Annotated in this window: 24 protein-coding genes and 1 riboswitch; of the genes, 11 read left to right on the plus strand and 13 right to left on the minus strand. The window is 66.7% G+C overall.

From position 1 onward, the window contains the following. Positions 1-490 precede the first annotated feature (490 nt). On the plus strand, positions 491-913 hold the full coding sequence (locus tag AC1D1Y_RS10470) for a PPC domain-containing DNA-binding protein (RefSeq protein WP_477682282.1): 423 nt from the start codon (positions 491-493) through the stop codon (positions 911-913). A 152-nt stretch (positions 914-1,065) separates the two neighbouring features. Further along, positions 1,066-1,554: a hypothetical protein gene (locus AC1D1Y_RS10475; RefSeq protein ID WP_477682283.1), complete on the plus strand. Its 489-nt coding sequence runs from the start codon at positions 1,066-1,068 to the stop codon at positions 1,552-1,554. Between the two features lie 28 nt (positions 1,555-1,582). On the opposite strand, the gene AC1D1Y_RS10480 is transcribed toward AC1D1Y_RS10475, so the two are convergent. The 4 genes from AC1D1Y_RS10480 to AC1D1Y_RS10495 all read right to left on the minus strand — a co-directional run bounded on the left by AC1D1Y_RS10480 (position 1,583) and on the right by AC1D1Y_RS10495 (position 6,416). After that, positions 1,583-3,043 (minus strand): UdgX family uracil-DNA binding protein, encoded by a 1,461-nt coding sequence (locus AC1D1Y_RS10480; protein WP_477682284.1) that lies wholly within the window; start codon positions 3,041-3,043, stop codon positions 1,583-1,585. A 256-nt stretch (positions 3,044-3,299) separates the two neighbouring features. Beyond that, complete coding sequence (locus tag AC1D1Y_RS10485) at positions 3,300-4,316, minus strand: lysylphosphatidylglycerol synthase domain-containing protein (protein WP_477682285.1); 1,017 nt, start codon at positions 4,314-4,316, stop codon at positions 3,300-3,302. Positions 4,317-4,323: 7 nt separating this feature from the next. Then, entirely contained in the window at positions 4,324-5,610 is a 1,287-nt protein-coding gene (clsB, locus tag AC1D1Y_RS10490; RefSeq protein ID WP_477682286.1) for a cardiolipin synthase ClsB, read from the minus strand. 2 nt (positions 5,611-5,612) lie between these two features. After that, positions 5,613-6,416 carry an endonuclease/exonuclease/phosphatase family protein gene (locus tag AC1D1Y_RS10495; protein WP_477682360.1) on the minus strand — a complete coding sequence of 268 codons (804 nt, stop codon included), beginning with the start codon at positions 6,414-6,416 and terminating at the stop codon, positions 5,613-5,615. A 477-nt stretch (positions 6,417-6,893) separates the two neighbouring features. Between AC1D1Y_RS10495 and AC1D1Y_RS10500 the strand changes: the two genes are divergently transcribed. Both AC1D1Y_RS10500 and AC1D1Y_RS10505 read left to right on the plus strand, forming a co-directional pair. Then, positions 6,894-7,217: a hypothetical protein gene (locus tag AC1D1Y_RS10500; RefSeq protein WP_477682287.1), complete on the plus strand. Its 324-nt coding sequence runs from the start codon at positions 6,894-6,896 to the stop codon at positions 7,215-7,217. 127 nt (positions 7,218-7,344) lie between these two features. After that, positions 7,345-7,857, plus strand: coding sequence for a hypothetical protein (locus AC1D1Y_RS10505; RefSeq protein WP_477682288.1), 513 nt, complete (start codon positions 7,345-7,347; stop codon positions 7,855-7,857). Between the two features lie 109 nt (positions 7,858-7,966). On the opposite strand, the gene AC1D1Y_RS10510 is transcribed toward AC1D1Y_RS10505, so the two are convergent. From AC1D1Y_RS10510 to AC1D1Y_RS10540, 7 genes are all read right to left on the minus strand, one after another. After that, on the minus strand, positions 7,967-9,037 hold the full coding sequence (locus AC1D1Y_RS10510; RefSeq protein ID WP_477682289.1) for a flavodoxin family protein: 1,071 nt from the start codon (positions 9,035-9,037) through the stop codon (positions 7,967-7,969). Between the two features lie 158 nt (positions 9,038-9,195). Continuing rightward, positions 9,196-9,750: a Spy/CpxP family protein refolding chaperone gene (locus tag AC1D1Y_RS10515; RefSeq protein WP_477682290.1), complete on the minus strand. Its 555-nt coding sequence runs from the start codon at positions 9,748-9,750 to the stop codon at positions 9,196-9,198. A gap of 260 nt (positions 9,751-10,010) precedes the next feature. Then, positions 10,011-11,315, minus strand: a complete 1,305-nt coding sequence (locus AC1D1Y_RS10520; protein ID WP_477682291.1) for a four-carbon acid sugar kinase family protein — start codon at positions 11,313-11,315, stop codon at positions 10,011-10,013. A gap of 3 nt (positions 11,316-11,318) precedes the next feature. Next, positions 11,319-12,584 carry a ribulose-bisphosphate carboxylase large subunit family protein gene (locus AC1D1Y_RS10525; protein ID WP_477682292.1) on the minus strand — a complete coding sequence of 422 codons (1,266 nt, stop codon included), beginning with the start codon at positions 12,582-12,584 and terminating at the stop codon, positions 11,319-11,321. Positions 12,585-12,608: 24 nt separating this feature from the next. After that, a complete protein-coding gene (locus AC1D1Y_RS10530; protein ID WP_477682293.1) occupies positions 12,609-13,148 on the minus strand; it encodes a VOC family protein in 540 nt (179 codons plus the stop codon). 23 nt (positions 13,149-13,171) lie between these two features. Beyond that, the gene (locus AC1D1Y_RS10535; RefSeq protein WP_477682294.1) at positions 13,172-15,061 is read right to left on the minus strand and encodes a TRAP transporter large permease; all 1,890 of its coding nucleotides are present in this window, start codon (positions 15,059-15,061) and stop codon (positions 13,172-13,174) included. Positions 15,062-15,238: 177 nt separating this feature from the next. Continuing rightward, positions 15,239-16,258, minus strand: coding sequence for a TRAP transporter substrate-binding protein (locus AC1D1Y_RS10540; protein WP_477682295.1), 1,020 nt, complete (start codon positions 16,256-16,258; stop codon positions 15,239-15,241). Positions 16,259-16,371: 113 nt separating this feature from the next. Here AC1D1Y_RS10540 and AC1D1Y_RS10545 point away from each other — a divergent pair, with 113 nt between their 5' ends. The 6 genes from AC1D1Y_RS10545 (at position 16,372) to thiE (ending at position 22,641) form a co-directional block, all read left to right on the plus strand. After that, the gene (locus AC1D1Y_RS10545; RefSeq protein ID WP_477682296.1) at positions 16,372-17,436 is read left to right on the plus strand and encodes a LacI family DNA-binding transcriptional regulator; all 1,065 of its coding nucleotides are present in this window, start codon (positions 16,372-16,374) and stop codon (positions 17,434-17,436) included. Between the two features lie 54 nt (positions 17,437-17,490). Then, positions 17,491-17,609: riboswitch (TPP riboswitch) on the plus strand. Positions 17,610-17,690: 81 nt separating this feature from the next. After that, the gene (thiC, locus tag AC1D1Y_RS10550; RefSeq protein ID WP_477682297.1) at positions 17,691-19,610 is read left to right on the plus strand and encodes a phosphomethylpyrimidine synthase ThiC; all 1,920 of its coding nucleotides are present in this window, start codon (positions 17,691-17,693) and stop codon (positions 19,608-19,610) included. 136 nt (positions 19,611-19,746) lie between these two features. After that, positions 19,747-20,808 (plus strand): glycine oxidase ThiO, encoded by a 1,062-nt coding sequence (gene thiO, locus AC1D1Y_RS10555; protein ID WP_477682298.1) that lies wholly within the window; start codon positions 19,747-19,749, stop codon positions 20,806-20,808. Continuing rightward, a complete protein-coding gene (gene thiS / locus AC1D1Y_RS10560) occupies positions 20,801-21,022 on the plus strand; it encodes a sulfur carrier protein ThiS (protein WP_477682299.1) in 222 nt (73 codons plus the stop codon). The genes thiO and thiS overlap by 8 nt, the downstream gene beginning before the upstream one ends. A gap of 3 nt (positions 21,023-21,025) precedes the next feature. After that, entirely contained in the window at positions 21,026-21,844 is an 819-nt protein-coding gene (locus AC1D1Y_RS10565; RefSeq protein WP_477682300.1) for a thiazole synthase, read from the plus strand. Between the two features lie 161 nt (positions 21,845-22,005). Beyond that, a complete protein-coding gene (thiE, locus tag AC1D1Y_RS10570; RefSeq protein WP_477682301.1) occupies positions 22,006-22,641 on the plus strand; it encodes a thiamine phosphate synthase in 636 nt (211 codons plus the stop codon). Positions 22,642-22,698: 57 nt separating this feature from the next. Here the strand turns inward: thiE and AC1D1Y_RS10575 are convergent, their stop codons facing one another. Both AC1D1Y_RS10575 and gstA read right to left on the minus strand, forming a co-directional pair. Then, positions 22,699-23,805 carry an alkene reductase gene (locus AC1D1Y_RS10575; protein ID WP_477682302.1) on the minus strand — a complete coding sequence of 369 codons (1,107 nt, stop codon included), beginning with the start codon at positions 23,803-23,805 and terminating at the stop codon, positions 22,699-22,701. 383 nt (positions 23,806-24,188) lie between these two features. Continuing rightward, positions 24,189-24,797 carry a glutathione transferase GstA gene (gene gstA, locus AC1D1Y_RS10580; RefSeq protein ID WP_477682303.1) on the minus strand — a complete coding sequence of 203 codons (609 nt, stop codon included), beginning with the start codon at positions 24,795-24,797 and terminating at the stop codon, positions 24,189-24,191. A gap of 121 nt (positions 24,798-24,918) precedes the next feature. Between gstA and AC1D1Y_RS10585 the strand changes: the two genes are divergently transcribed. Then, positions 24,919-26,277 (plus strand): AsmA family protein, encoded by a 1,359-nt coding sequence (locus AC1D1Y_RS10585; protein ID WP_477682304.1) that lies wholly within the window; start codon positions 24,919-24,921, stop codon positions 26,275-26,277. The last annotated feature ends 212 nt before the right edge of the window (positions 26,278-26,489 follow it).

A 26,489-nucleotide genomic window follows, 5' to 3' on the forward strand; every position in this document is an offset into this window, starting at 1 on the left:
GTCCAGRCGGGGTCTCGCTAAACTCGCCTTCGGCTCAAACAACGCGATCCCTGATCCGYCTGRMCCTGCGCTCCTCGGCGCATCCACAAGGGGTGGGGACGAGGAATACCAAATTCAAATACTGAAAACCACAAGGACTCGCCTTGGCGAGTCCTTGTTTGTYTTGGTTTGTTCTTTGGTRTTTKTCTTCTGTTCCCGYYYCCGMTCCCGAYTGCCCCGTCCTGGCTGGGCCGAGGAGCGCAGAGACAAGCGGATCAGGGCTGGCGTTGTTTGAGCCGAAGGCGAGTTTAGCCAGACCCCGCTTGGCTCGAGCACCGCAGGTTGCCCCGAAGCGCAGCGTAGGGGACCCAGACTGCGGGTCGCCTTTCTTTTGCTTACTTTTCTTTGGCGAAGCAAAGAAAAGTGAGTCGCCGCCGGGCGACCCCGGCCAGCAGGACTTAGAGGAGAACACCCCCTTGAACTCAAGCAGCCAGACCATTACCCTAACCCCATGCCCCAACCCCAAGCCCTCCGCCTCCACCCCGGAGAAGATCTCCGCACAAGCCTGACCAAAGCCTTCGCCGAGCTGCAAGCCGGCCAGAACACGACGGCGGCTTGCATCATCTCCGCAGTGGGCAGCCTGTCCCAAGCAGTACTCCGCTACGCCGACCAGCCCGACGGAACGGTGCTGCAAGAACCGCTGGAGCTGATCACGCTGTCGGGCACGCTAAGCCCCGACGGTGTCCACCTGCATGCCTGTGTGGCAACAGCACGCGGAGAGATGCGGGGCGGCCATGTGATGCCGGGCTGCATTGTGCGGACCACGGCGGAGATCGTGCTGGTGCCCCTGCCGGGCTGGGTGTTCACGCGCGAGCATGATGCGCGGACCGGCTTCAAGGAGCTGGTGGCGAGGCCGGCAGGGCCTTCAGCGTGAACACGGCGTCGCATTTGATGTAGGCCTCTTCGCACAGCTGTATGAGCCCGCGGGCAGTGACGGGGGCGTCACAGCGGACGTAGATTGAATGGATCCCACTGCATGCGTGGTGAAAATCCGGTGTGTTCAAGCCGGAAAACAGGAGAGTTGTCATGAAAGCGTTGAACAGCAGTCTGTCGCACTTGAGTCTTCGTTCTGGCGGCGTATGTTTGTCCGCCGTGCTCGCGGCTGTCCTGGGATTTTCGCCCGTGGGTGCGCAGACCACGGGTGGCGCCGCGGGTACGACAGGTAATACAGGCATTACCGGCACCACGGGCACGAACACCAACACGGGGACCGGCACCGGAGGCACCACCATCAACGGCAACAACACCGGCACCACGAGCACCAATACCAATACGGGCACCGGCACGGGCGGCACCACTATCAACGGCGGCAATACCGCCACCGGGGTGCCCCGTACGCCCGGCGCAACGGGTACGAGTTCGGGCAGGCCGCTGAGCAACCCCCTGAACCGCAACCCGGCACGCCGCGCCGTCGCCAGCGAACCCGCGCAGCCCATGCCTGTCGACCCCCGGGATTCGACCACGCGGCCGGCGACCGAGCCGGGCACGCCTGATCCGCGCGACAGCAAGCGCTAAGGATGGCCGAGCACTTAGCCCGAATTGCTCAGTGGGGGTTGATGCGTGAAAGGTCGTGCAGCCATTCGCGGTAGGCGCTTTCGCGCTCGGGCGGGGGCACGCGCAGCAGGGCGGAGGGGTGCAGGGTGATGAGCACTTTGCGCCCGTCTTCACGTTCCAGGATCTGGCCGCGGTTGGCCATGACCGGCACCGCCTTGCCGAGCAGGGAGCGGGCGGCGGTTGCACCCAGGGCGACCAGCAGCTCGGGCTGCACCATGGCGATCTCGTCTTCCAGCCAGTGCAGGCAGGCGGCGATTTCGCGTTGCGCCGGGGTCTTGTGGATGCGCCGTTTGCCGCGCAGTTCGAACTTGAAGTGCTTGACCGCATTGGTCACGAACACCTTGTCGCGGCCTATGCCGAGCTCTGCCAGCGCGCGGTCCAGCAGGTGGCCGGCGGGGCCCACAAAGGGCTTGCCGGCCAGGTCTTCCTGGCTGCCCGGCTGTTCGCCGACCAGCATGACCCTGGCCTGGCGCGGGCCTTCGCCGCACACGGCCTGCGTGGCGTGTTCGCCGATGGGGCACTCGCGGCAGCGGTTGGTGGCACGCTGCAGGGCCGTGCGCGAGCGCACCAGCTCGATGATGTGTGTGCCCTGCGCGGGCTCTGCGGGTTCTGTAGGTTCTTTAGCCCGCTTGGCCGGCGATGCGGCGCACTCCGCATTCAATTGCTCAGACCCGGCCGGCATCTGCTTGTGCATGGCTTGCGGTTTCAGCCGCGCCGGAGAAAAAGTGCGCTGGTAAAAGGCCAGCCACAGCTGTTCGCCCGCGTCGGGTGGCGGGGCCTCTGCCGCCTGGGCGCCGGGGCCGAAGCGCAGTTGCCCGCCGTCCCATTCGAGGCTGCGCTCGGGCGTCAGGATGGCCCAGCGCATCTGCTTGTAGCGGCGTGCAAAAAAGGGCGCGACGGCTTCAACGATGTGGTGTTCGGGGTCGGACCAGGCCACATGCAGCGGGCCGACTTCGGGGTCGGAGCGGAAGGTGTCGTCCAGCACGGTGCGAAAGCGCGTAAAGGCTTTCATCTCATGCATGTCGCGCCGCACGGCCTCGGCCATGCTGCCGGCTTTCACCATGTCGGCGTCGAGCGGGTCCTGCCGCAGGCCGGGCTCGTGGACCAGGCGCCAGAGGATGCGGTACAGCAGGCCGAAGCGGCCCGGGTCGCTGTGCAGGATGACGACCTGGCACAGCGCCATGAATTCGGGCGGCACGCTGACGGCGGGTGCGCCGTTGAACGCGGCCTTGTCGTGGAAGGCGCCACCCGGGGCGCGGGCGGCGGCAAAAAGATCCTGGACGGCGGTGTCGGTGCTGTGCCAGCTGATTTGCTCGGGCAGCATTTGCTGCGCCAGCAGGCCGCGCGCGGCACGGCGGAAGCCCTCGAAGTCGGCCTGGCCCTGCAGCACGACGGGCAGCGGGGCTTGCGGAAAGAGGTCGGTCGTCAGCAGGTCATTCATCACGCCCATGCAAAGATCCTTTCTGCTTCACGTCAGACTTCATGGTGCGGCGGCGGGTTCAACCGCGGCTGTAGGCAAAGAAGCCGACTTCCTGGGTGCGGGCGTCGCATCGCCAGGAAAGAGAACACGAGGGAACATCAAAACACTGTATCAATATACAGTGTTTTGGGGCTATAGACACAGAAGTGAAGGCGAAAACCCTGGCGGCCTGTGGCTTTGGCGCCTAAACCAGCTTGAAAGTGGCCGGGCGCGGGGCCCCGGCTTGTCAGCGTGTGGCCGGACGGGCGTTTCGCGGGGGCTGGGCCGCCCGGGCGGCGCGAGCCAGTTTCCTGGCGTGGGCTTCCATCACCGCGTAGACCGCCGTGGCGATGCCCAGCGGCGCCAGGTAGTAGATGACGCGGTAGGCCACCAGGGCCGCCAGCAGTTCAGCCTGCGGCATCAGGTGCGACAGCAGGGCGACGAACACCGCCTCCAGCACGCCCAGGCCGGCCGGGATATGGGTGATGACGCCGGCCACGGCGGCCAGCAGCAGCACGCTGACGACGGCGGAAAACTCGATGCGGTGCTGCAGCAGGATGTACAGGATGCCGGACATGATGAGCCAGTTGCCGGCGCCCATCAGCAGCTGCAGGACGGCCAGCCGCGGCGACGGCAGTTCGAGCGTGTGGCCGCGCAGCTCGTAGTGGCGCTGGCGCGTGAAGGTGCAGATGCCCAGGTAGGCCGCGGCCGCCGCGAGCAGCGCGAGGCCGGCCAGGCGCAGGTGGAGGGTGGTGACCGGCCAGTCCAGCGGCAGGGTGGGCGGGTGCAGGCTGAACACCCCGCCGGCCAACAGCACATAACCCATCCAGTTGGCCAGCATGCTGATGGACATGATGCGCGTGATGGCGCCGGGCTTCAGGCCCAGGCGCGAATACAGCCTGAAGCGGAAGGCCACGCCGCCCACCAGCGAGCCGAGGTTGAGGTTGAAGGCATAGCTGGTGAAGGTCACCAGCATCACGGTGGGGGCGCTGAGCTTGTGGCGCGTGTAGTGCCGGCCCAGCAGGTCAAAGCAGCTGTAAAGCGTGAAGCTGGCCACGGCCAGGGCCACGGCGCCCCAGGCGGCGGTGAGCGGATAGTTCTCGAGGGAGTTGAGCACCTCGCCCCACTCGATGCTGCGCGCTTGCGACACCAGCAGGCCGGCGACCAGCAGGAAGAACGCGGTGGTGGCGCCGCGCCTGAGCCAGGGCCACCAGGGCCGGCTGCGCCAGGGGCCGCGGGCGGGGGGTGGGCTGCGGCTGGCCATCAGGCGCTCACACGGTTTTGGCCTGCTGGCTTACCGCTTCGGCATCGCGGCCGGTGGGGGCGGGGAGGTCCTGGCCGGCGGGCGTGATGCGCGGCGTGTGCGCCGGCAACCAGCCGGCCCAGGCCGGATAGCGCCGCAGCAGGTGGAAAACGAAATAGCTGCGCACGGTGCGCCACCAAGTGGGCTCCACCAGGTTTTCACGGGTCACCTGCTTGCAGCTGTTTTGCATGATGGCGTCCAGTCGCGCGCCCAGCTCCTGGTTGAAGGCGCGGTCGCGGATGACGACGTTGGCTTCCAGGTTCAGCGAGAGGCTCAGCGGGTCGAGGTTGCTGGAGCCGACAGTGGCCCATTCGTCGTCGATGACGGCGACCTTGCCGTGCAGCGGCCGTTCGCAGTATTCGTAAATGCGCACGCCGGCGTCCAGCAGGTGGTGGTAGAGCATGCTGGCGGCGGTCTTGACGATGGCCATGTCGGGCTCTCCCTGCAGGATGAGGCGCACGTCCACGCCGCGCCGCGCCGCGTGGCGCATTTCCCTGAGCAGCCGGTAGCCGGGGAAGAAATAGGCGTTGGCGATGACGACGCGACGGCGCGCCGTGCGTATGGCCGCGCGGTAGTGGCGCTCGATGTCGTTGGTGTGCTTGCGGTTGTCGCGGGTGACGAACAGCGCGGAGGCCTCGCCCGCCGCTGCGGGGACGCTGTCGCCGCGCCAGGTTCCTGCGAACGAGCGCGCGCGRTTGGAAAAGCGCTCGCGCAGGCCCTCGGGCGGCTCGGCGCCGGCGTTGCGCCGGCCGGCGGCCAGGGCGCGGCGCACAAAGCTGTGGATGTCGGCGACGATGGGGCCTTCGATTTCGACGGCGTAGTCCTGCTTGGCCTGGGGCCCGAAGTCGGCCAGGTGGTCGGCCGAATAATTGATGCCGCCCACGAAGGCGCGCTCACCGTCGACCACCACGATCTTGCGGTGCATGCGGCGAAACAGGTTGGTGCGCCAGCCCCAGAGCCTGGGGCCGGGGTCGAACACATGCAGGCGCACGCCGGCCCGCGTAAGCGTCGAGATGAACTCGGGCGACAGGTCGGGTGAGCCGTAGCCGTCTATGGTCACGTCGACCTGCACGCCGCGCCGCGCCGCCTGGTGCAGGGCCGCATGCAGTTCTTCGCCGACCTTGTCTTCAAACAGGATGAAGGTTTCCAGCACGACCTCACGTTTGGCGGCGGCGATGCATTCGAACACGCGCGGGAAAAATTCCTCGCCGTTCTCCAGCAGGCGGAACTGGTTGCCGCTCACCCACCTGCTCATATCTAGAGCTCGATTTCTGCCGCGAGTGGCGCGTGATCAGACAGGTGCGACCAAGGGCGCAGCGGCAGCACCACGGGCGCGTGGCCTATGGCGTTGCGCACATAGATGCGATCCAGGCGCAGCAGCGGCAGGCGCGCGGGGAAGGTGCGCGCCGCATGGCCGTTGGCCTGCACGAAGACCTCGTGCAGTTCGGCGCCTTTTTCGAGCCGCGCGTGGGCGCGGTGCCGCCAGTCGTTGAAGTCGCCGGCGACCACCACCGGGGCGTGCGCCGGGATGTCCTTGCGCACCAGGTCGCAGAGCATGTCCATCTGCTGCTCGCGGTGGGTTTCCATCAGGCCCAGGTGCACGCAGATGGCGTGGACGTTGACGCTGCGGCCGGGAATCTGCAGTTCGCAGTGCAGCAGGCCGCGGCGTTCGGGCCCGCTGATGGACACGTCGCGGTTTTCAAAACGCACGATGGGGAATTTGGACAGCACGGCGTTGCCGTGGTGGCCGTTGGTGTAGACGGCGTTGCGGCCGTAGGCGAACTGCGGCCAGATGGTGTCGGCCAGGAATTCGTAGTGCGGCGTTTCGGGGTAGTTGTCGAACTTGTCGGCGTGCTTGGCGTGGGTGCCCGTGACCTCCTGCAGGAACACCACGTCGGCGCCCACACTGCGAACGGCCTCGCGCAGTTCAGGCAGGATGAACTTGCGGTTGAAGAAGGTAAAGCCCTTGTGGATGTTGACCGTGAGCACCTTGAAGGAGAACGAGGACTGCGGGCTCACGGCCGCCAGAGCGGTTTGCGTGTCGGCCTCCACGGCGGCCATGTCAACCTGCGTGCCCGCCTTGGGCAGCGTGACGGGTACGGCGACGGACAGCGCGTCGGGCGCACCGCGGCGCGAGGCACCGGAAGAATTTGAAACAGAAGGGTCGGGAACAGAAGGCTGCATAAGAAGGGAGGCAAAAGCGGGTGATGGAAACAGGAGGCGCGGACATATCGATACCGGCAAAGAGGCAGCATACGCGCCCGCCGATCACCCTGACGGTCATTGTGGCTTCGCGGCTTTCTCCCAAGGTGTAGGACAAAACTTATTTGTACGCCCGGTTGGCGCGCCTCTTGGTCCCTCGGGGGGAGCCGCCTGCGCAACCACACGCCGCGGGCGCAGTGTCCTACATGGCGCGGCGTGCCTCTCCGGCAAGTCCGCCGTGGCTTGGCGCCTAAATTGAAATCAGCCCCGTGATCACATCAGGGCATGTTTATGAAACACGCCTTATTTATGGGGCCAACTGAAGAGGAAATGACCATGACGAAGTTCTCAATGAAATCCATTCCCGTAGCCGCTGCCATCGCAACCGCCCTGTTGATGGGCGGGCAGGTCCAGGCGCAGACCGATACYGCGACGCCGCCGGGCACGACCAAGTCCAAGGACCAGAACACGGCGGCCCCCGCAGGCGGTGCGGCCAAGACGCCTGAAGCACGTACAGCCGCCAAGGCCGATCGTGCGGCAGCCAAGGCCGCCAAGCGCGAGAAACGTGCGGCCAAACGGGCCCAGAACTCCGCCGCGCGTGACGCGGCCGCGACCTCGACCGGCGGTGCGCAAGGCCCCACTGTGGGCGGTACCAAGTAAGACAAGACACCTGCTTCGGGGGAGTAATCCACGCGAAGCGGCATGGGCGGGCCACAACGGTCTTCGTTGCGGCCCTGCCGGGTGGTTTGCCTTGGGGCAACGCCATCGTTTTTTGAAGGAGATTGAAATGTCCAAATTCTTGATTCGCTCGATTCCCGGCGCCGTGGCGCTGACCCTGGCGGCTGCGCTGGCCGCTCCTGGCGCCTTCGCGCAAAGCCTGGGGGTCGGTGTGGGTGTAGGCGCCGGCGCCGGTGCCGGTGTGAGTGGCAACAGGACCGCCGGCAACGCCAATGCCGGCCTGGGTGTGAACCTGGGCGTCAATGCCGGCCAGAACGCCAATATTGACGCCTCGACTCGCGCGAACGCAACCGGCGGCGGCGACAGCGGCTCCGGTACGGCCGGCGGCCGTGTGGGCGCAGGAGTAGGCGCAGGCGCGGGTGCCAATGTCTCCGGTGCGGTGGACGACACCGCACGTGCGACAGGACGCGCGGCAGCCCGCACAGGCAACGCCGTGAAGAGCGGCGCCCGGCGCACCTACAACGGCGTGAGTAACGGTGTGGGCAGTGCGGCAGGCAGCCTCCAGGGCGGCGTGCAGGGCAGTGTCCAGGGTGGCGCGGGCGTCAGTGGCGGCGCCCACTAAAGACTTGGCTTGAGGCCGGCCGCCCGTTCGCGGGCGGTTCGGCCCAGATCTTCAAAGCCTCACAGCCGGGCGCGGGCATGTCCCGCGGCCCGGCTTTTTGCTGCTCCTTTTATTTGGGCCGCGGCTGCGGAAAATCCTTGTCGGGCTGCAACAGCGTGCCGGCGCGCAGCGCCTTGACAGCGCCGGCCACCGCGCTGGCCGCGTTGCGCACTTCGGCCAGCACGGCCTTGTCGGCGTCCAGCGTGTCGTGGCTGGTGGCATAGGGTTCGTAGTAGCCGATGTAGCGGTCCAGCCGGGCCTGGCTGCCGGCGTCTATCAAACCCATCCAGTCCAGCCAGTCGCTGAGGCCGCGCCGCGTGCCCTCGATGCCGGCGACGTCGCCGTGCACCACCAGGCCGTAGGCGCGGCCGGCCAGGTGTTTGGGGTAGTCCCAGCCCTTCATCTCGAGCGCCTTGGCTTCTTCGGGTTTTTTGCCATGGGTGCTGGTGGGGTCGGGATTGCCGCCGTCGGCGCAGACCAGGCGGTCCATCATGAGCTTGAGCGGGCTGGGCGCCTGGTACCAGTACACCGGCGTGAGGATCAGGACGCCGTGCGCGGCCGTCCAGCGTTCGTAGATCTCGGCCATCCAGTCGCCGGTCTGCCCCAGTGCGTGGTTGGGGTAGCAGCTGCAGGGCCAGTGGCATAAAGGCATGGCGGTGGAGACGCAACCCTTGCAGGGATGGATGCGCAGCTGGTAATCGGAACTGAGCAGGCTCAGATCTAGCACGTCGGCGTGCATGCCCGCGCCTTCCAGCGCGGTTTTGGCGGTGTTGAGCAGGCGCCAGGTCTTGGAGATCTCACCGGGGCAGGTGCCGTCGTTGCGGGCCGAACCGCAGATCAGCAGCACGCGGGACAGCGTGGCGGGGTTTTCCCATACAGCCTGCGTCTTCTGCAGGCGCGCGCGGGTTTCCAGCCATTCGGTCGACAGGTCGTAATCAGGGTCGGCGAAACCCTCGCCGGCCTTGCGCGTGTGGGGCGCTTTGCGGCCTTCCTTGTACGCATCCCAGGCCAGCGATTCGAGCCGCGCGAGGGCTTCATCTTCCGCGCGAAAGGCCGGGTCCACAAAAGACTGCATGAAGCGTTCGTGGAACGCTTCGCGCGACAGGACGGCCGGTGCCTGGCCTTTTCGGACTTCGCTCATGGGCCCAGTTTAGTCAGGCCGCGGGGCGCAAATAGAGGCATTCGACAGCGTCCTACGCGGGCTTTGGGCGGCGTCCGGCGAAAGGGGATGAGGCACAAAAAAAGCCCGCACCGGCTAGCGGTGCGGGCTTGGGGAGAGCGCTTCAGCGCGCTGTTGGCTTAGCCCTTTTGCAGGGCCATGCCGCCGTGTTCACGGTGGCCGCCGCGCGGGCCGTGCTTCTTGTGCTCGGCATCAAAGGTTTTTTGCTGCTCGGGGCTCAGCACGGCGTAGAAGGTTTTGGTGGCCTCGCCGCGCTTGTCCATGGCGGCGTTCATTTCAGCCATGCGCTGGGTGCGCATTTCCTTCATCTTGTCGATGCGCTGGGGCGTGGTCAGCTTGTCGAACTCGGCGCGCTGCTCGGGCGTGGGACGCGCGCCGTGGGCGGGCGGCTGCATGGCGGCCGTGTAGCTGGTCCATGCGCCTTCCTGGGCCGGCGTGATCTTGAGCTTGGCCTTGAGTTCGGCCTGGTGCTTGGCGATCATGGCCTGCATCTTGGCGGGGTCGTGGCGGCCCATGCGTTCGCCGTGGGGGCCGGCGGGTTTGCCGGCTGCGGGCGGTGAGCCCACGGGCGCTGCGGGAGGCGTTTGCGCCATGGCGCCGGCGCCCACCGTTGCCAGCAGGCCGGCCAGGACGAGGCTGTTGAGGGAAGCGGAGGGCTTGAATGCGAATTTCATGGGAACTTCCTTTCAGGGGAGAAGATGCCTGAAAAATCCGCTGCCGTGACATACGGCTTTTGGCTTCAGGTTGAAAGCAAGTGTGGTGGTGCTCTGTATCCCCGCCGTTGCCAAGGCGATGAGGGTTTGTAAAGTTTCTTGAACGCTCACCCCTGTTGAGGCTCACTATGTGTAGCCCCCTCTCCCCTTGCAGGGGACGGGCGCCTTGCGGCCGGCAAAGCCGGACCGCGGCCCCCGCTGGTGAACAGCGTGCCTCTTGCTCAGGCCGTGCCGTACAGCAGGGTTTCGAACAAATCCTCGCCGCCCATCTGCCCGCCCTTGAGCATGATCTCCAGTCCGTCGAGGGCGGCTTCGTCGCTGTGCAGCCGGCACAGGGCGACGCCGGGCGCGAGTTGCGCGGCATAGGACAGGCCCCAGGCCTTGAGCGCCTGCACGGCCAGGCTGGAGGTGTCGCCGCCGGCGATGCCGAGGCGGCGCAGGGGCACGGCCCGCAGCACGCGCCTGAGCAGGGCGCCGCTGGCCTGCGCGAGCGCGCGGCCATCCACCGGCCAGTCGCAGGCCTGGCCGTCGGCGGCGGTGCAGGCCAGTACGTGGCGGCCCTGGCCCAGCAGCGCCGCGATCTGGTCCGACATCTGCCCGGCATAGGTCGCGTCGGCGGTGAGGCGGGCGGCGTCCAGCGCGACCTGCCGGTAGGAGCTGGCGGCCTGGACCTGCTGCGCCGTCACGGGCGACAGGCTGCCGGCGAGCACCAGCACCGGGCCGGTCGCGGCGGCGATGCGGGGCGGCGCCGCTTCGGCACCGGATTGCCAGTGCGCGGCCAGGGCCTGCACCACGCTGCTGGGCCCGGCGGCCAGCAGGCCTTGCTTTTGCGCGTGTTGCCAGATCAGCCGGCCGACGGTGGCCAGGTGGCTGTCGTCGGCGACGTCCAGCAGCACCGCGTCGGGCTTGCGCGCCAGCAGGCCGGCCAGCTGGCGGTCCAGCGCTTCGGCGTCCTGGCCGTAGTCGGGGTAGGCGATGCCGGCGACTTGCGCCAGGCCCTGCGCGGCCAAGTGGCGCCGCAGGTCGGCCTCGTGCATGGGCGTGATCGGGTGCCGGCTCATGGTGGGGTGCCGGTCCAGGCGGTGCACGGCGGGGCCGGCGCCGGCGAACAGGTTGCCGAACACGCAGTAGCGCCGCAGGTTGGGCTGGCCGCCGACGATGGGCACAAAGGCGTTGCCGGCATGCGGCCGCAGGATGCGGATGGCAGCGCCTATGCTGCCGACCTCGGGAGCGCTGTCAAAGGTCGAGCAGGTCTTGTAGTGCATGACGGGCGCGCCCAGGCGCGCGAACAGCCGGCCCACGGGTTCGAGCTCGGCGCGCATTTCTTCAGGGTTCATGGCGCGGGCCGCCCCGGCGATGCCCAGGCAGTCCAGCGTGCCGGCGCGTTCCAGCTGCGCATCGGTCGGCAGGCCGAGGAAGAGCAGGCTGCGCAGGCCGGCGCGCGCGGCCGTGGCCAGGGTGTCGGTGGCGCCCGTGAAGTCGTCGCCGTAGTAGGCGATTTTGAGAGTGCCGTCGCTTAAGGCCATCGCTTATTTGCCGAAAAAAGCCAGGGCTGCCGCAAGTTCGGGCGCGTTGCGCGCATGCTCGGCCAGCGCCACGCCGGCGCGCGCGGCTTCCCAGGCCTGGCGTATGCTGGCCACGCCGGCCGCGGGTCCGCCCGGGTGCGCGAGTATGCCGCCGCCGGACATGAAGAGCAGGTCGTCGCTCTGGATGGCGGCCCAGGTCGCGGGCACGGTGCCGGCCCACTGGCCCGACGAGAAGGCCGGCATGACGCGGTCGTCAAAACCGGCGGTCAACGGTGTGTAGCAGTCGCGCGCGGAGGCTATCACTTCCTCATCGGCTTGCGAGAACTTGCCCTGCAGGCCGTGCACGTGCATGTGGTCCACGCCGGCCAGGCGCCACAGCGTCTGGTAGGCCTGGAAGGACATGCCCAGCAGCGGGTGCCGCGATAGCGCGCCATAGCCGTTGCGGTGGCCGTGGAGGGCCAGGCCGGTGTGGCGGCGCAGCGTCTGCATGCCCGAGTAACCGCACCAGTTGAGGCTGGCCATCACGCAGCTGCCGCCTTCGCGTTCGACCAGGTCGGCGTGGCGTTTCATCGCGTCGGTTTCGTCGGTGATGTTGAAGGCCACCATGACGTGCTTGCCGGTGCGCTGCTGGTGATCCCGCACCACGGCCATCACGGCCGGCACGCGTTCACTCAGCGGCGCATGGGCCGGGTTGGCGCAGACCTCGTCGTCCTTGATGAAGTCCACACCCGCGGCGCACAGGCGGGCGACGAGCTCGGCGGTCTGCGCGGCGCTGAAACCGACGTTGGGCTTGATGATGGTGCCGACCAGCGCGCCGCTTGCCACGCCGGTGGCATTGCGTGTGCCGGCGATGCCGACATGCGGCATGTCGAAGAAGGCGCGGTAGCCGGCGGACAGCTTGAGGCTTTCCAGGCGCAGGCCGCTGGCTTCGCCAAGGTCATAAAGATTGCCCGAGACGGTGGCCGCCAGCGTCGGCAGGTTGGCGCCTACATTGGCGACCGGGAAGGAGATGCGCACGCGCGCGCGCCGCCAGGGGCCGGTATGGCCTTTGCGTTCGAGCAGGGCGTTGGGCAGGCTGGGCGCGTTGACGGATTCGAGTTCGTCGATCTGCTCGACCGTGGCGCGCGCGCGCAGGCGCAGCTCGTCGGTCTCGCCTTCGACGCGCGTGAAGGTGCCGCAGGACTGTTCGCCCGCCATGACTTCGGCGACCTTCTCGGGCGCCAGCGGGGTTTCGATCAGGTAGGTGGCTTCAAAGCGGTCGGCTTGCATGGCGTGCGTCTTTTTTTAGGGGAATCAGAGTTTGCTGAGGTCGGGGAAGGGCCGCACCGGCTCGCTACCGTCCCAGTTCTCGGAGGAGGCGCGTATCAAGTCGAACATCTTGCCCTTGGGGCCGGCGACTTCGGAGAGCTCGATCACGGTGCCGGGGTGGTATTCGGTGTCGAAGTAGATGAAGCGGCCTTTTTCGCCGACTTCGCCGCTCATCACGGGCTTGAAGCCTTGCTTCAGCAGGCGCGCCAGGTCGGCGTCATAGTCGCTGGTCCAGTAGGCGACGTGCTGCAGGCCGGTGCGGCCGGCTTGCTGGAAGTCGCGGTACATGGAAGGCACGTCGTTGCGTGTCTGGATCAGCTCGACCTGCACAAAACCCGAGTTGGCCAGTGCCACCGAGTTGTGCGGCTCGTGCGCTTCACCCCTGTAGCTGTAGTTCTTGATGGGCACCTTGGGGTTGTAAAACCAGGGGCCCACGCCCAGGGTTTTGCTCCAGTAGTCCATCGCGGCCTCGATGTCGGGCACGACGTAGCCGAGCTGGCGGATCTCGCCAAAAAATTTGCTCATGGTTTGCTCCAGTGAAAGGGGGTTTAGTTTTTAAGGAAGCCGGTGGAGAACCAGGGCACGGCGGCCACCAGCGCCAGGCCTATGAGCAGCGCGCCCATGTAAGCCCAGATGTAAGGGATGCCTTCGTCAGGGTCGACCTTGCTGACCGCGCAGGCGCCGTAATAGCCGACACCGAAGGGCGGCGCGAACAGGCCTATGCCCATGGCGAAGATCACCACCATGGCGTAGTGCACGTCGTGCACGCCGACCATGCGGGCGATGGGAAACAGCAGGGGGCCGAACAGCACGATGGCGGGAATGCCCTCGAGCACGCTGCCCAGGATGACGAAGGCGACGATGGACACCGCGAGGAAACCGTAGGCGCCGCCGGGCAGGCTGCCCATGACGCGCGCCAGGTCCTGCGAGAAGCCCGACTGCGTGAGGCCCCAGGCCATGGCGGTGGCGGTGGCGCAGCCGATGATGAACATGATGGCGCCGGTCAGCGATGCGGTTTCGATCAGCATGGGCATGAGCCGGCGCCACGGGAACTGGCGGTACAGGAAGAGGCCGGCCAGCACCGAATAGAAGATGCCGATGGTGGACACCTCGGTGGCGGTGGCCACGCCCTCGACCACCGCGGCGCGGATCACAAAAGGCAGGATGATGGCGGGCAGGGCGATCAGCAGCAGCTTGCCGATTTCGCGCTTGCTGTGGCGCGCGACGCCGCTCAGGTCTTCATGGCGGTAGCGCCACCAGACGACGGTGCACAGCGCCGCGCCCAGCACCACGGCCGGCAGCAGGCCACCGGTGAACAGCGCGGCAATCGACACGCCGGTGACCGAGCCTATGGTGATCAGCACGATGGAGGGCGGAATCGTTTCGGTTTGCGCGCCGGTGGCCGACAGCAGGGCCACCAGGTCGCCGGGCTTGGCGCCGCGCTTTTTCATCTCGGGAAACAGCACGGGTGCGATGGCCGCCATGTCGGCGATCTTGGAGCCCGAGATGCCGGAGACCAGATACATCGCGCCTATCAGCACATAGCTGAGGCCGCCGCGCACATGGCCCAGCAGGCTGGCCAGGAACTGGATCATGGCCTTGGCCATGCCGGTCATCTCGATCAGCGCGCCCAGGAAGATGAACAGCGGCACCGCCAGCAAAATCATGTGCGACATGCCTTCGTCCATGCGGCCGACCATGACCAGCAGCGGGGTGGACGTCGTGAGCGCGAGGTAGCCGAAGGTGGCCAGCGCGAAAGAGAAGGCAATCGGCACGCCGGACAGCACGGTGCCGGCGACGACGGCCACAAAAAAGAGGATCAGGTTGAGTTTGCCCAGCGGCTGCAGCAGCGGCTGCGCGAACCAGAACAGCAAGACCACGGCGGCTGTGCCGGCCAGCGCGATGCCGGTCTGCTTGAAGGTGCTGATGCGCAAGAGGCGCAGCACCGCCACGATGACCATCAGCGCCATGCCGATGGGGATGGCCGAGGCGCGCCAGGCGTTGTTGACTTCCATGGCCGCGGTGACGATGAAGCTCTCTTCATAAGCGTATTCCGAGGCCGGGTAGATCACCAGCACCAGGAAGGCGATCGATGCGGTGATCGCCAGGGTGTCTAGCAGCGCGCGAGTATGCGGCTTGACGTTGTTGACCAGCGCCGTCATGCGCATGTGCTCGCCGCGGCGCAGCGCGACGACGGCACCCAGCATGGACAGCCACAAAAACATGATGGAGGCCAGTTCGTCCGACCAGACCAGCGGCGCATGAAAAACGTAGCGCGAGACCACGCCGGCGAACAGCACAAAGATCTCGGCCAGCACCAGGGTGGCGGCGATGGATTCCACCACAAAGCCCAGGCCGCGATCTGCCTTGTGCGCGAGGCTACTCAGTGCGTTGGCGGGTGGGGCGCCTGGAGATGGCTCGGTAGGGATGTGGGACATGCGGTCAAACTCCGGGAGAAGGCGAGGGGACTGGGGCTGCTGGTTTTACACCTTCCCCCGCTGGGGGAAGGTGGGGATGGGGGCTTGCGGCCTTGGAAGAAGCGCTTGCTCAAGCGCCGCTGGCCCCCACCCCCGCCCTCCCCCAGCGGGGGAGGGAGTAAGAGAGGGGAGAACTGCTTACGCGAGCTTGCCGACTGATTGCTCCAGCAGCCCCCAGGCCTCACCCCCAAAACGCTCTTTCCACTCGCCATAGAACCCCGCTTCGCGTAGCTTGGCGCGGAAACTGTCGGCCGTCGGGCGGTTGATGGTGAGGCCCTTGGACTGCAAATCGGCCACCACGGTTTCGTTGAGCTTTTTGATGTCGTCGCGCTGTTGCAGGCCGGCTTCGTTGATGGCGCGGGCCACGATGGTCTTGAGGTCGGCGGGCAGCTTGTCCCAGGCGCGGCCGTTGGCGATGAACCAGTAGCCGTCCCAGATGTGGTTGGTCAGCGAGCAGAACTTCTGCACTTCATACAACTTGGCGACCTGGATGATGGGCAGCGGGTTTTCCTGCGCGTCGACGATCTTGGTCTGCAGCGAGGAATACACCTCGCTGAACTGCAGGCTGGCCGGCGCGGCACCCAGGCCCTTGAACATGGAGATCGACAGCGGGCTCACGGGCACGCGTATCTTCAGGCCGTCCATGTCTTTCGCCGTGGTGACCGGCGCCTTGCTGCTGGTGGTCTGGCGGAATCCGTTGTCCCACATCTTTTCAAACGCATAGAGACGGCTCTTGCTGATGGCTTCGCGCACGTGCGCGCCCAGCTTGCCGTCCATGGCGCCCCAGACCTGGTTGTAGTCGCTGAAGGCAAACCCCACGGCGTTGATGGCGGCCACCGGCACCAGCGTGGCGATGACCAGCGCGGACGGTGTGAAGAACTCGATGCCGCCGGAGCGCACCTGGGCCAGCATGTCGGTGTCACCGCCCAGCTGGTTGTTCGGGAAGATCTTGATCTCGACGCGGCCGTTGCTTTCTTTCAGGATGCGGTCGGCGGCCTGCTGGGCGCGGATGTTGAGCGGATGGGTGACGGGCAGGTTGTTGCCGTACTTGTAGGAGAACTCGGCGGCGCGGGCCACGGAGGGCAGGGCGGCGGCGATGCCGGCGGCGGAGGCTGCGGACAGGGTGCGCAGCACGCTGCGGCGGGTGACTTCGGTCATGGTTGTCTCCAGTTTTGTTTTGATGCAATTTGATGCATCATTGGGTGAATGCAGCGCAACGATAGGTGCAGGGCATTCAATCGTCAAACGAGAAAAATGATGGATTTTGATGTATGAGGGTTATCCCTGATGGATCGAAGGGGCCGCAGCAGCGGGCGCGCGTGGTGGACATCGCGCGCGCCGCCGGCGTTTCCACCGCCACTGTAGACCGGGTGCTGAACCAGCGTCCCGGCGTGCGCGGGGCCACCGCGCAGAAGGTGCTCAAGGCCGCGGCCGAGATGGACTACCTGCCCGAGACGGGGCTGTATGCCGCGCTGGCGGCGCCGCCCATGCGGCTGACGTTTCTGTTGCCCGACGGCAGCAACCGTTTTATCCGCATGCTGGGCGACACGGTGGGCTACTCGCAGGAACACCTGACGCCCTTCAACGTGAAATGCCGCACCGAGCTGTTTGAAAGCTTCAACCCGCAGCAACTGGCTGCCAGCCTGCAGCAGCAGGGCAAGCGCAGCGACGGCATCGCCTTCATGGCGCTGGAGCACCCGGCGGTGCGCGAGGCCGTCAGCGAACTCGCCGAAAAAGGCGTGCCGGCCATCACGCTGATCTCGGACCTCTCGGGTTCGCAGCGCGCAGGCTATGTGGGCCTGGACAACCGCGCGGCCGGGCGCACGGCCGGCTACCTGGTGGGCCGCTTCATCGCGCCCGGGGCGCGGGGCGGCAAGGTGGCGCTGATCGCCGGCTCGCTCAGCTATCGCGCGCATGAGGAGCGCGAGGCCGGCTTCCTGCACGTGATCGAGGAGATGTTCCCGACGCTGCAGGTGGTGGGCCTGCGCGAAGGGCAGGACGACGCGCAGAAAAATTACCAGCAGACGCGCACGCTGCTGGAGCAATACCCGGACCTCGCGGGCATTTACAACATCGGCGGCGCCTCGGACGGCGTGGCGCGCGCGCTCAAGGAAATGGGGCGCGAGCACAAGGTGGTCTTCATAGGCCACGGCCTTACGCCCGACACGCGCGCCATGCTGATAGACGGCAGCATGGACGCGGTGATCACCCAAAGCCCGCAGTCGGCCATGATGAGCTGCGTGCGCATGTTCACCAACCTGCGTGATGGGCGCGATGTGATGAGCGGTGTCGACGCCGTACGAAGCCAAGTCATCTTCAGGGAAAACCTGCCCTAGAGCCGGCTCTTGATGGCTGCCGTTGCCACGAAAGGCGTGGATGCATACAATGGCCCTAGCTTGTCGGGGTGCCAAGATTTCCGTAAGGAGTATCGAGGCTGAGATCGCAGTATGCGAGACCCGCTGAACCTGATCGGGGTCATCCCCGCGTAGGGAACAACGCAATTGGCTCCGGCACTCCGTAGCGGCACTCCCAGACGCCGCCCATGGACCTCCCGGCTCCCCAGCAGGCACCCCACCTCCTGGAGAACCACATGGCCAAAACCCGACTCACCGTTGACACCCAAGACCTCACGAGCCGCATCACGCGCGCGCCGTTTCCCGGCTCGAAGAAGATCTACATCGAAGGCTCGCGCCCCGACATCCGCGTCCCCTTTCGCGAGGTCACGCTGACCGACACCCTGGTGCACGAAGGCGCCGGTGAGCCGCGCCGCGAGGCCAACCCTCCCCTGCGCCTGTACGACGCATCGGGCGTCTACACCGACCCGGCTTCTCCGATCGACATCACGCGCGGCCTGCCGCCGCTGCGCGGCGCCTGGATCAACGAGCGCCAGGACACCGAGGCCCTGCCCGGCATCAGCAGCGCCTACGGCCGCGAACGCCTGAACGACCCGGCGCTGGCCGCGCTGCGCATGGCGCATGCGCCCGTGCCGCGCCGCGCCAAGGCGGGCGCCAACGTGTCGCAAATGCATTACGCGCGCAAAGGCATCATCACCCCCGAGATGGAATACATCGCGGTGCGCGAAAACCTGGTGCGCGCGCAGCTGGCCGAACGCCTGGCGACCGAGCGCATGCCGAAAAAAGGGCATTCCTTCAATGCCGCGATTCCGGAGCAGATCACCGCCGAATTCGTGCGCGACGAGGTGGCCCGCGGCCGCGCCGTCATCCCGAACAACATCAACCACCCCGAGAGCGAGCCGATGATCATCGGCCGCAACTTCCTGATCAAGGTCAATGCCAACATCGGAAACTCGGCGGTCACGTCGAGCATTGAGGAAGAAGTCGACAAGCTGGTCTGGTCGATCCGCTGGGGCGCCGACACCGTGATGGACCTCTCGACCGGCGAGAACATCCATGAAACCCGCGAATGGATTCTGCGCAACTCGCCGGTGCCCATCGGCACGGTGCCGATCTACCAGGCACTCGAGAAAGTCAACGGCAAGGCCGAGGACCTGACCTGGGAAATCTTCCGTGACACACTGATCGAGCAGGCCGAGCAGGGCGTGGACTACTTCACCATCCATGCCGGCGTGCGCCTGGCCTATGTGCCGCTCACGGCAAACCGCCTGACCGGCATCGTCTCGCGCGGCGGCTCCATCATGGCCAAGTGGTGCCTGTCGCACCACAAGGAGAGCTTTTTGTACGAGCGCTTTGACGAGATCTGCGAGATCATGAAGGCGTATGACGTGTGCTTCTCGCTGGGCGACGGCCTGCGCCCCGGCTCTATCGCCGACGCGAATGACGAGGCGCAGTTCGCCGAGCTGCACACGCTGGGCGAGCTCACGCAGATCGCCTGGAAGCACGACGTGCAGGTGATGATCGAGGGCCCCGGCCACGTGCCGCTGCAGCTGGTGAAGGAAAACGTCGACAAGCAGCTCGAGGCCTGTTTCGAAGCGCCTTTCTACACGCTGGGCCCGCTGATCACCGACATTTCGCCGGGCTACGACCACATCTCCTCGGCCATGGGCGCGGCCAACATCGGCTGGTACGGCACGGCCATGCTGTGCTACGTGACGCCCAAGGAACACCTGGGCTTGCCGAACCGCGACGACGTGAAGCAGGGCCTGATCGCCTACAAGATCGCCGCGCACGCGGGCGACCTGGCCAAGGGCTACCCGGGCGCGCAGATGTGGGACAACGCGGTCTCCAAGGCGCGCTTCGAGTTCCGCTGGGAAGACCAGTTCCGCCTGGCGATAGACCCCGACACGGCCATGGCCTACCATGACGAAACGCTGCCGAAAGAGAACGCCAAGGTCGCGCATTTCTGCTCCATGTGCGGGCCGAAGTTCTGCTCGATGAAAATCTCGCAGGAGGTGCGCGAGTTCGCGCGCCTCAACCCGGCCACCACCACGCTGGCGCCTGCGGCCGGGACGATTCCAATCAAGCAGATCGCGACCGGCTTCGAGGAAAAAGCCAAGGAGTTCCGCGAAGGCGGCAGCGAGATTTATTCTTGATGAAATGGCCCCTCTTATTCCCTCTCCCTCTGGGAGCGGGTTAGGGTGAGAGCTCCCCGAGTTTGATGGATTTTTATGGTTGACATGCCGCTGGCCCCCACCCCAACCCTCCCCCAGCGGGGGAGGGAGTAAAACCATGAGCGCACTCCACATCGGCATCGCAGGCGCGGGCCTGGCCGGCCGCACGCTGGCCTGGCGCCTGCTGCGCGCCGGCTGCCGCGTGAGCCTGTTCGATGCGCGGGCGCGCGGCGACGTCGCCACGGCGTCGATGACGGCGGCGGCCATGCTGTCGCCGCTGGCCGAACTCGCCGTGTCCGACGACGCCGTGTTCGCGCTGGGCCAGCGCTCCATGCAGCTGTGGCCGCTGTGGATAGGCGAGCTGGCCGATGCGGGCCTGCCGGTGTATTTCCGCCATGAGGGGACGCTGGTCGTGGCGCATGCGCCCGACCAGAGTTCACTGTCGCATTTCGCTGGTTTGTTGCAGCACAAGCTGCCCGAGGCCGTGCGCGCGCAGGTGCACACGCTGGACGCGGCCGCGCTGGCCCGTGCCGAGCCGGCGCTGGCCGGGCGCTTTGGCAACGGCCTGCTGCTGGACGGCGAGGGCCAGCTGGCCAACGACCAGTGGATGGCCGCGCTCGCGGTGGAGATAGACCGGCTGGGCGGCACGTGGCTTGAAGGCGTGGCGGTCGACGCCGTGGAAGACGATCACATCGAGTGCGCGGGGCGGACCTACGGCGTGGATGTCGCGGTCGATGCGCGCGGTGTGGGTGCCAGGGAAAGCTGGCCGCAACTGCGCGGCGTGCGCGGCGAGGTGCTGACCGTTGAATGCGCGGGCGTGAGCCTGCAGCGCCCGATACGCCTCATGCACCCGCGCTACCAGCTCTACGTGGCGCCGCGCCCCCATCACCAGTTCGTGGTCGGCGCGACGGAACTTGAATCGGAAGACACCGGGCCGGTGACCTTGCGCTCCACGCTGGAGCTGGGCAGCGCGCTGCACAGCCTGCACCCGGCTTTTGGCGAGGCGCGTGTGTTACGCCTGGCGGCGGCCTTGCGCCCGGCGCTGGACGACCACAGGCCCACGATTGCGCAGCGGCACGGCGTGTGGCACATCAATGGCCTGTACCGCCACGGCTACCTGTGCGCGCCGGCGCTGGTCGAGGACCTGGTCCATCAACTGTTGGGACAGAACCATGAGTGACATGACAACGACGATCAACATCTCGCTGAACGGCGAAACCATTCAAACCGACGCGCCTACCTTGCAGGCCTTGCTGCTGGCGCGCGGCTACCCGCTGCAGGGCGCGTTTGCCTGCGCGATCAACAACGGCTTTGTGCCGCGGCCGCAATGGCCTGATCGCACCTTGAATGACGGTGACCGCATAGACATCGTCACCCCCATCACCGGAGGTTAGGCCATGGACACCACCATCGCATCCCCCATCGCCCACGGCAGCCCCTGGACCGTCGCCGGCGTCACCTTGTCCAGCCGTTTCTTCCTGGGCACCTCGCACTACCCTTCGCCGCAGGTGCTGGGCGACGCGGTGCGCGCCAGCGGCACCGAGGTGCTGACGGTGGGCCTGCGCCGCCTGCAGCCCGAAAGCGGCGGCGGCAACAGTTTCTGGCAGCGCGTGCAGGCCATGAACTGCCGCATCCTGCCCAACACGGCGGGCTGCCATAGCGCCGAAGAGGCTGTCACGCTGGCGCAGATGGCGCGCGAGATTTTCGGCACGCCCTGGATCAAGCTCGAAGTCATAGGCGACGACTACACGCTGCAACCCGACACCGTGGCGACGCTGGAAGCGGCGACCACGCTGGTGAAAGAAGGCTTTGCCGTGTTCGCCTACACCACCGACGACCTGGTGATGGCGCAGCGCCTGCATGCGGCAGGCTGCGCGGCCGTGATGCCCTGGGCCGCGCCCATCGGCACGGGCCGTGGGCCGCTGAACCCTTATGCGCTTGAAACCATGCGCCGGCGTTTGCCCGATGCGGTGCTGGTGGTCGACGCCGGCCTGGGCCGGCCCTCGCACGCGGCAGCCGTAATGGAGCTGGGCTTTGACGCCGTGCTGCTGAACACCGCGGTGGCACAAGCCGGCGACCCGGTGCGCATGGCGCGCGCCTTTGCCGACGGTGTGGCAGCCGGCCGTGCGGCGTATGAGTCCACGCCCATGCCCGAGCGTGCGGCGGCGCAGGCCTCGACACCGACAGTCGGTGTTCCTTTTTGGCATGCACCCTGATCCTTGCGAGGCCCTCACATTCTTGCCCCCTCCCCCTTTGGGGGAGGGCAGGGGTAGGGGCCGGCGGCGCGTGATCACTTCAACTGCCCGCTTCTCCTTCGCAGAGCCCCCATCCCAACCTTCCCCCAGAGGGGGAAGGAGTTAAAACCGGAGCAAGCCTCATGAATCCAGCCCCTTTTGCCCCCCTCACCGACCCCATAGGCTTTTACCCCGTCGTGCCCGACGCCGCCTGGGTGCTGCGCCTGCTGGGCTGGGGCGTGCGCACAATCCAGTTGCGCATCAAGGCGGCGGACCACGACGCGGAAGAGATCGCCTGGGAAGTTCGCACCGCCGTGGCGGCCGGGCGCGACGTGCCGGGCGCGCAGGTGTTTATCAACGACCACTGGCAACTGGCACTGGAAGCCGGTGCCTACGGCGTGCACCTGGGCCAGGAAGACCTGGACACGGCCGATATCACGGCCCTGCGTGAAGCGGGCATACGTCTGGGACTGAGCACGCACACGCCGGCCGAACTGGCGCGGGCCAAGGCGGTGAAGCCGTCCTATCTCGCGATAGGCCCCATCTACCCGACGACGCTCAAGGTCATGCCTTATGAACCGGTGGGGCTGGAGCGCCTGAAAGCCTGGGCGCAGGATGCGGCACCTTACCCGGTGGTGGCGATAGGCGGGATCTCGCTGGCGCTGGTGCCTGGCGTGATGGCCTGCGGCGTGGACGGCGTGGCGGTGGTCAGCGCGGTGACGCTGGCGCCGGACCCGCAGGAGGCCGCGCTGCACGGCTTGCGGCTGGCCAAACGCTAAAAAGAAAAGGGCTGCGGGGAAATCCGGCAGCCCTTTTGCAGTGAACGCCCGCGGCGATCAGGCCGACAGCGCTGGATAGTCGGTATAGCCTTTTTCGCCGCCGCCGTAGAAGGTGTTCTTGTCGGGCGTGTTGAGCGGCGCGTTGGCGCGCAAGCGCTCCACCAGGTCGGGGTTGGCGATGTAGGGCTTGCCGAAGGCGATGAGGTCGGCGCCGTCGGCTACGGCTTTTTCCGCGAGTTCCTGGTCATAGCCGTTGTTGACCATCCAGGCGCCCTTGCCGCCGGCCTTGCGGTAGGCGGCTTTGAGCGCTGGGTAGTCGAAGGGCCGGTCATCGAGTTCACGCGGGCCGCCGGTCGCGCCTTCGATGACGTGGACGTAAGCCAGGTTCAGGCCGGCGAGTTGCTTGATCACGTATTCAAACAGGGCTTGCGGCTTGCTGTCGTGCACGTCGTTGGCCGGGGTGACGGGCGACAGGCGTATGCCGGTGCGGCCGCCGCCCACCGCGTCGGTCACGGCGCGAGTGACTTCCAGCAGCAGGCGTGCGCGGTTTTCGATACTGCCGCCGTAGTCGTCGCGGCGCTGGTTGCTGCCATCCTTGAGGAACTGGTCGAGCAGGTAGCCGTTGGCGCCGTGAATTTCCACGCCGTCAAAGCCGGCGGTCTCGACGGCGTTGCGCGCCGCTGCCGCGAAAGTGTGCACGATGCCGGGGATTTCGCCGAGATCAAGCGCGCGCGGCTCGGAGGTTTCCACAAAGGTCGGGACGCCGTTTTCGATCAGCACCGTCTTGGTCTTGGCGGTGATGGCCGAAGGCGCGACCGGCTTGCCGCCATTGGGTTGCAGCTTGGTATGCGAAACACGGCCCACATGCCACAGCTGCACAACGATCTTGCCGCCTCTTTCATGCACGGCATGGGTGACTTTTTTCCAGCCGTCCAGCTGCTCGCTGCCGTATAGGCCGGGCACGTCGGCATAGCCCTGGCCCTGGTGGCTGACGGCGGTGGCCTCGGTGATCAGCAGGCCGGCGCTGGCGCGCTGGGCGTAATAAGTCCGGGCGATAGCCGGCGGCACGGCGTTAGGTGAACGGTTGCGCGTGAGCGGCGCCATGACAATGCGGTTGGCAAGGACAAGGTCACCGGCTTTGTTGGAGTCGAATAAGGTGGGCATGGAAAGGTCCTGAATGGGGGCTGAATGAAAAACAGGGCCAGTTTGGCCCTGTTTTGATTGGCCTGCCCAACACAGGTTGCTCATTTCATGCTACCGACCAGTGCCCTGTCCCCGCTCCCGATTGCCCCGTCCTGGCTGGGCCGAGGAGCGCAGAGACAAGCGGATCAGGGCTGGCGTTGTTTGAGCCGAAGGCGAGTTTAGCCAGACCCCGCTTGGCTCGAGCACCGCAGGTTGCCCCGTAGCGAAGCGCAGGGGAGCCAGACTGCGGGTCGCCTTTTCTTTTGCTTACTTTGCTTTTGGCGAAGCAAAAGAAAAGTGAGTTGCCGCCGGGCAACCCCCGGCCCCGGAACGCAAACCACCATCAGCGTCCGAGACGCTAAAAATTATTTAAGCAGCCCTTCGTGTTTCATAGCCGCCTGCACAGCAGGCCGCGCAGCAACGCGCTCCCGAAAAGCAGCAATATTCGAAAACCCCGAAATATCCACCCCAACCCGAGGCGCCCACCCGGTAACAGCAAACAGATAAGGATCGGCAACACTAAAGACATCACCCATCAGGTACTGCTTGCCACCAAGCTGCCCCTCCACCCACTTGAGGCGCGACAGCACCTTGTCGACAACGATGGTCTTGTAGTCGGCCGGCGTGGCGGCATTGAACAGCGGGGTGAAACCGCGGTGTAGCTCCATTCCGATGAAGGTCAGCCAGGACTGCAGCTTGTAGCGCTCCAGCGTGCCGTTGGCCGGCGCGAGTTTTTTCTCCGGCACCTGGTCGGCGATGTACTGGACGATGGCCGGGCCTTCGGCGATGCGCGTGCCGTCGTCGAGCTCGAGCAGGGGCACGTAACCGAGCGGGTTGATGGTGTAGTAATCGGTGCCGTCTTCCAGCTGGTGGGTCTTGGTGGGCGCCAGCACGTGTTCGAATTTCAGGCCGGACTCATGCAGCGTGATGTGCGGGGCGAGGGAGCAGGCGCCGGGGGAGTAATAAAGCTTCATGGTGTCTCATCCTTTGTGGTGGGTGGCGGACTGTGGCGGGAATGTCGCACAGCCCCCGATGCTAGCCGGATCGGCGGGTTTTTGCTGCGGGAGCGTGCCGCGCGCAGGCCACAATAGCCGCATGGCAAAAGTTTTCAAATGGGTGGTGTTCCTGGCGCTGGGCTTGATGGTGGTGCTGGCGGTGGTGGCGTTCACGCTGCACCGCTGGGTGAGCACCGACGGCTTCAGACAGCGAATGGAGCGCGAGGCCACCGCCGCGCTGGGCGTGCCGGTGGCGCTGGACCGCGTCGCCGTGGACGTCTGGCCGCTGCCGGCGGTGGCGCTCAGCGGCATTTCGGTGCAGAGCAAGCCGGCCATCACCATCGAACGCGTGGAGGTGCGGCCGCAGTGGCAACCGCTGCTGCAAGGGCGGCTGGTGGTGTCAACCTTGCTGGTGCGCCGGGCGGTGCTGCCGCAGCAGGGCATTGACGCTGTGCTGCTGCTGTTGCAAAAGAAGAAACCCGCGGCGGCCGCCGCGCCCGCGCAGACCCCGGCCGGGCAGCCGCAGACCGCGCAGCTTGACTGGCTGCCGCGCCGCACGGTATTGGACGAGGTGACCTGGATCAGCGCCGCGGGCGCGCCCACCACGGTGCAGGCCGACGCCCGCTTTGGCGACGACGGCCTGCCCGACAGCGTGGCGCTCAAGCTGCTCAAGGGCAACCTGCAGGGCCTGGAAGCCAGCCTCAAGCGGGAGGAGGCAAAGCCCGCAGCGCCGGGCGCCGCCGCCGGCGACGAATGGGGCCTGCGCATCGACGTGGGCGGGGGCAAGGTGGAAGGCAAGCTGGGCTTGAAGAAGGTGCCATCGGGTTCCGCCGCGCGCCCCGGTGAAGAGCTGATGCTGCACGGCAAGTTGCAGACCCGCGATGTCGAGGTGGCGGCGTTGACCGCGCCCAGCAAGTCGCTGACCGGCAAGCTCGAGGCCGACACCACGCTCAGTTCACGTGCCGCGACCACGGGCGCGCTGGTCGATGCGCTGCAGACCCAGACGACCTTCACCGTGCGCAACGCCGTGCTCAATGGCTTGGACCTGGCCAAGGCGGTCAGGACCATAGGCCTGAGCCGCGGCGGCCAGACGCAGCTGGACACCCTGGCCGGCCAGGTGAGCACGCAGGGCAAGTCGGCGCAGCTGACCAACCTGGTGGCGAGTTCGGGTGCGCTGAGCGCGACCGGCAATGTCGCCATCTCGCCGGCCAAGGCGCTGAGCGGCCGTGTCAGCGTGAACGTGGCGGGCGACAGCAAGTTGGGCAACGCCATAGGCGGCGCGGTGGGCGTGCCCCTGACGGTGGGCGGCACGCTGGACAACCCCGAGGTCACGCTGTCGCGCTCGGCCCTGCTGGGCGCGGCCATAGGCACGGCCCTGCTGCCCGGCGTGGGTACCGGCGCCGGCGCCAACCTGGGCGACCGCGTGGGCGACGGCTTCCGCAGCCTGTTCGGCAAGTGATCCTCGCACGGCCTCGCGCAGTCGGGTCGCCGCGCTAGCAAAAGAATAGCGACTCGGGGAGCCGCGTCCTTGTCCTACAGCGGCAAGCGGGCGCTGCTGATGGGCCGGCCGGCCATGCACTTTTAGCATGGGGACTCACTGCGACGCTTTCGTCGCGGCGCACAACCCGGGTCCCCGGGCCGCGTGCCGTTTGCGCATGGGCCGGACCCCGA

The sequence above is a fragment of the Polaromonas sp. P1_G1 genome, assembly GCF_056405595.1.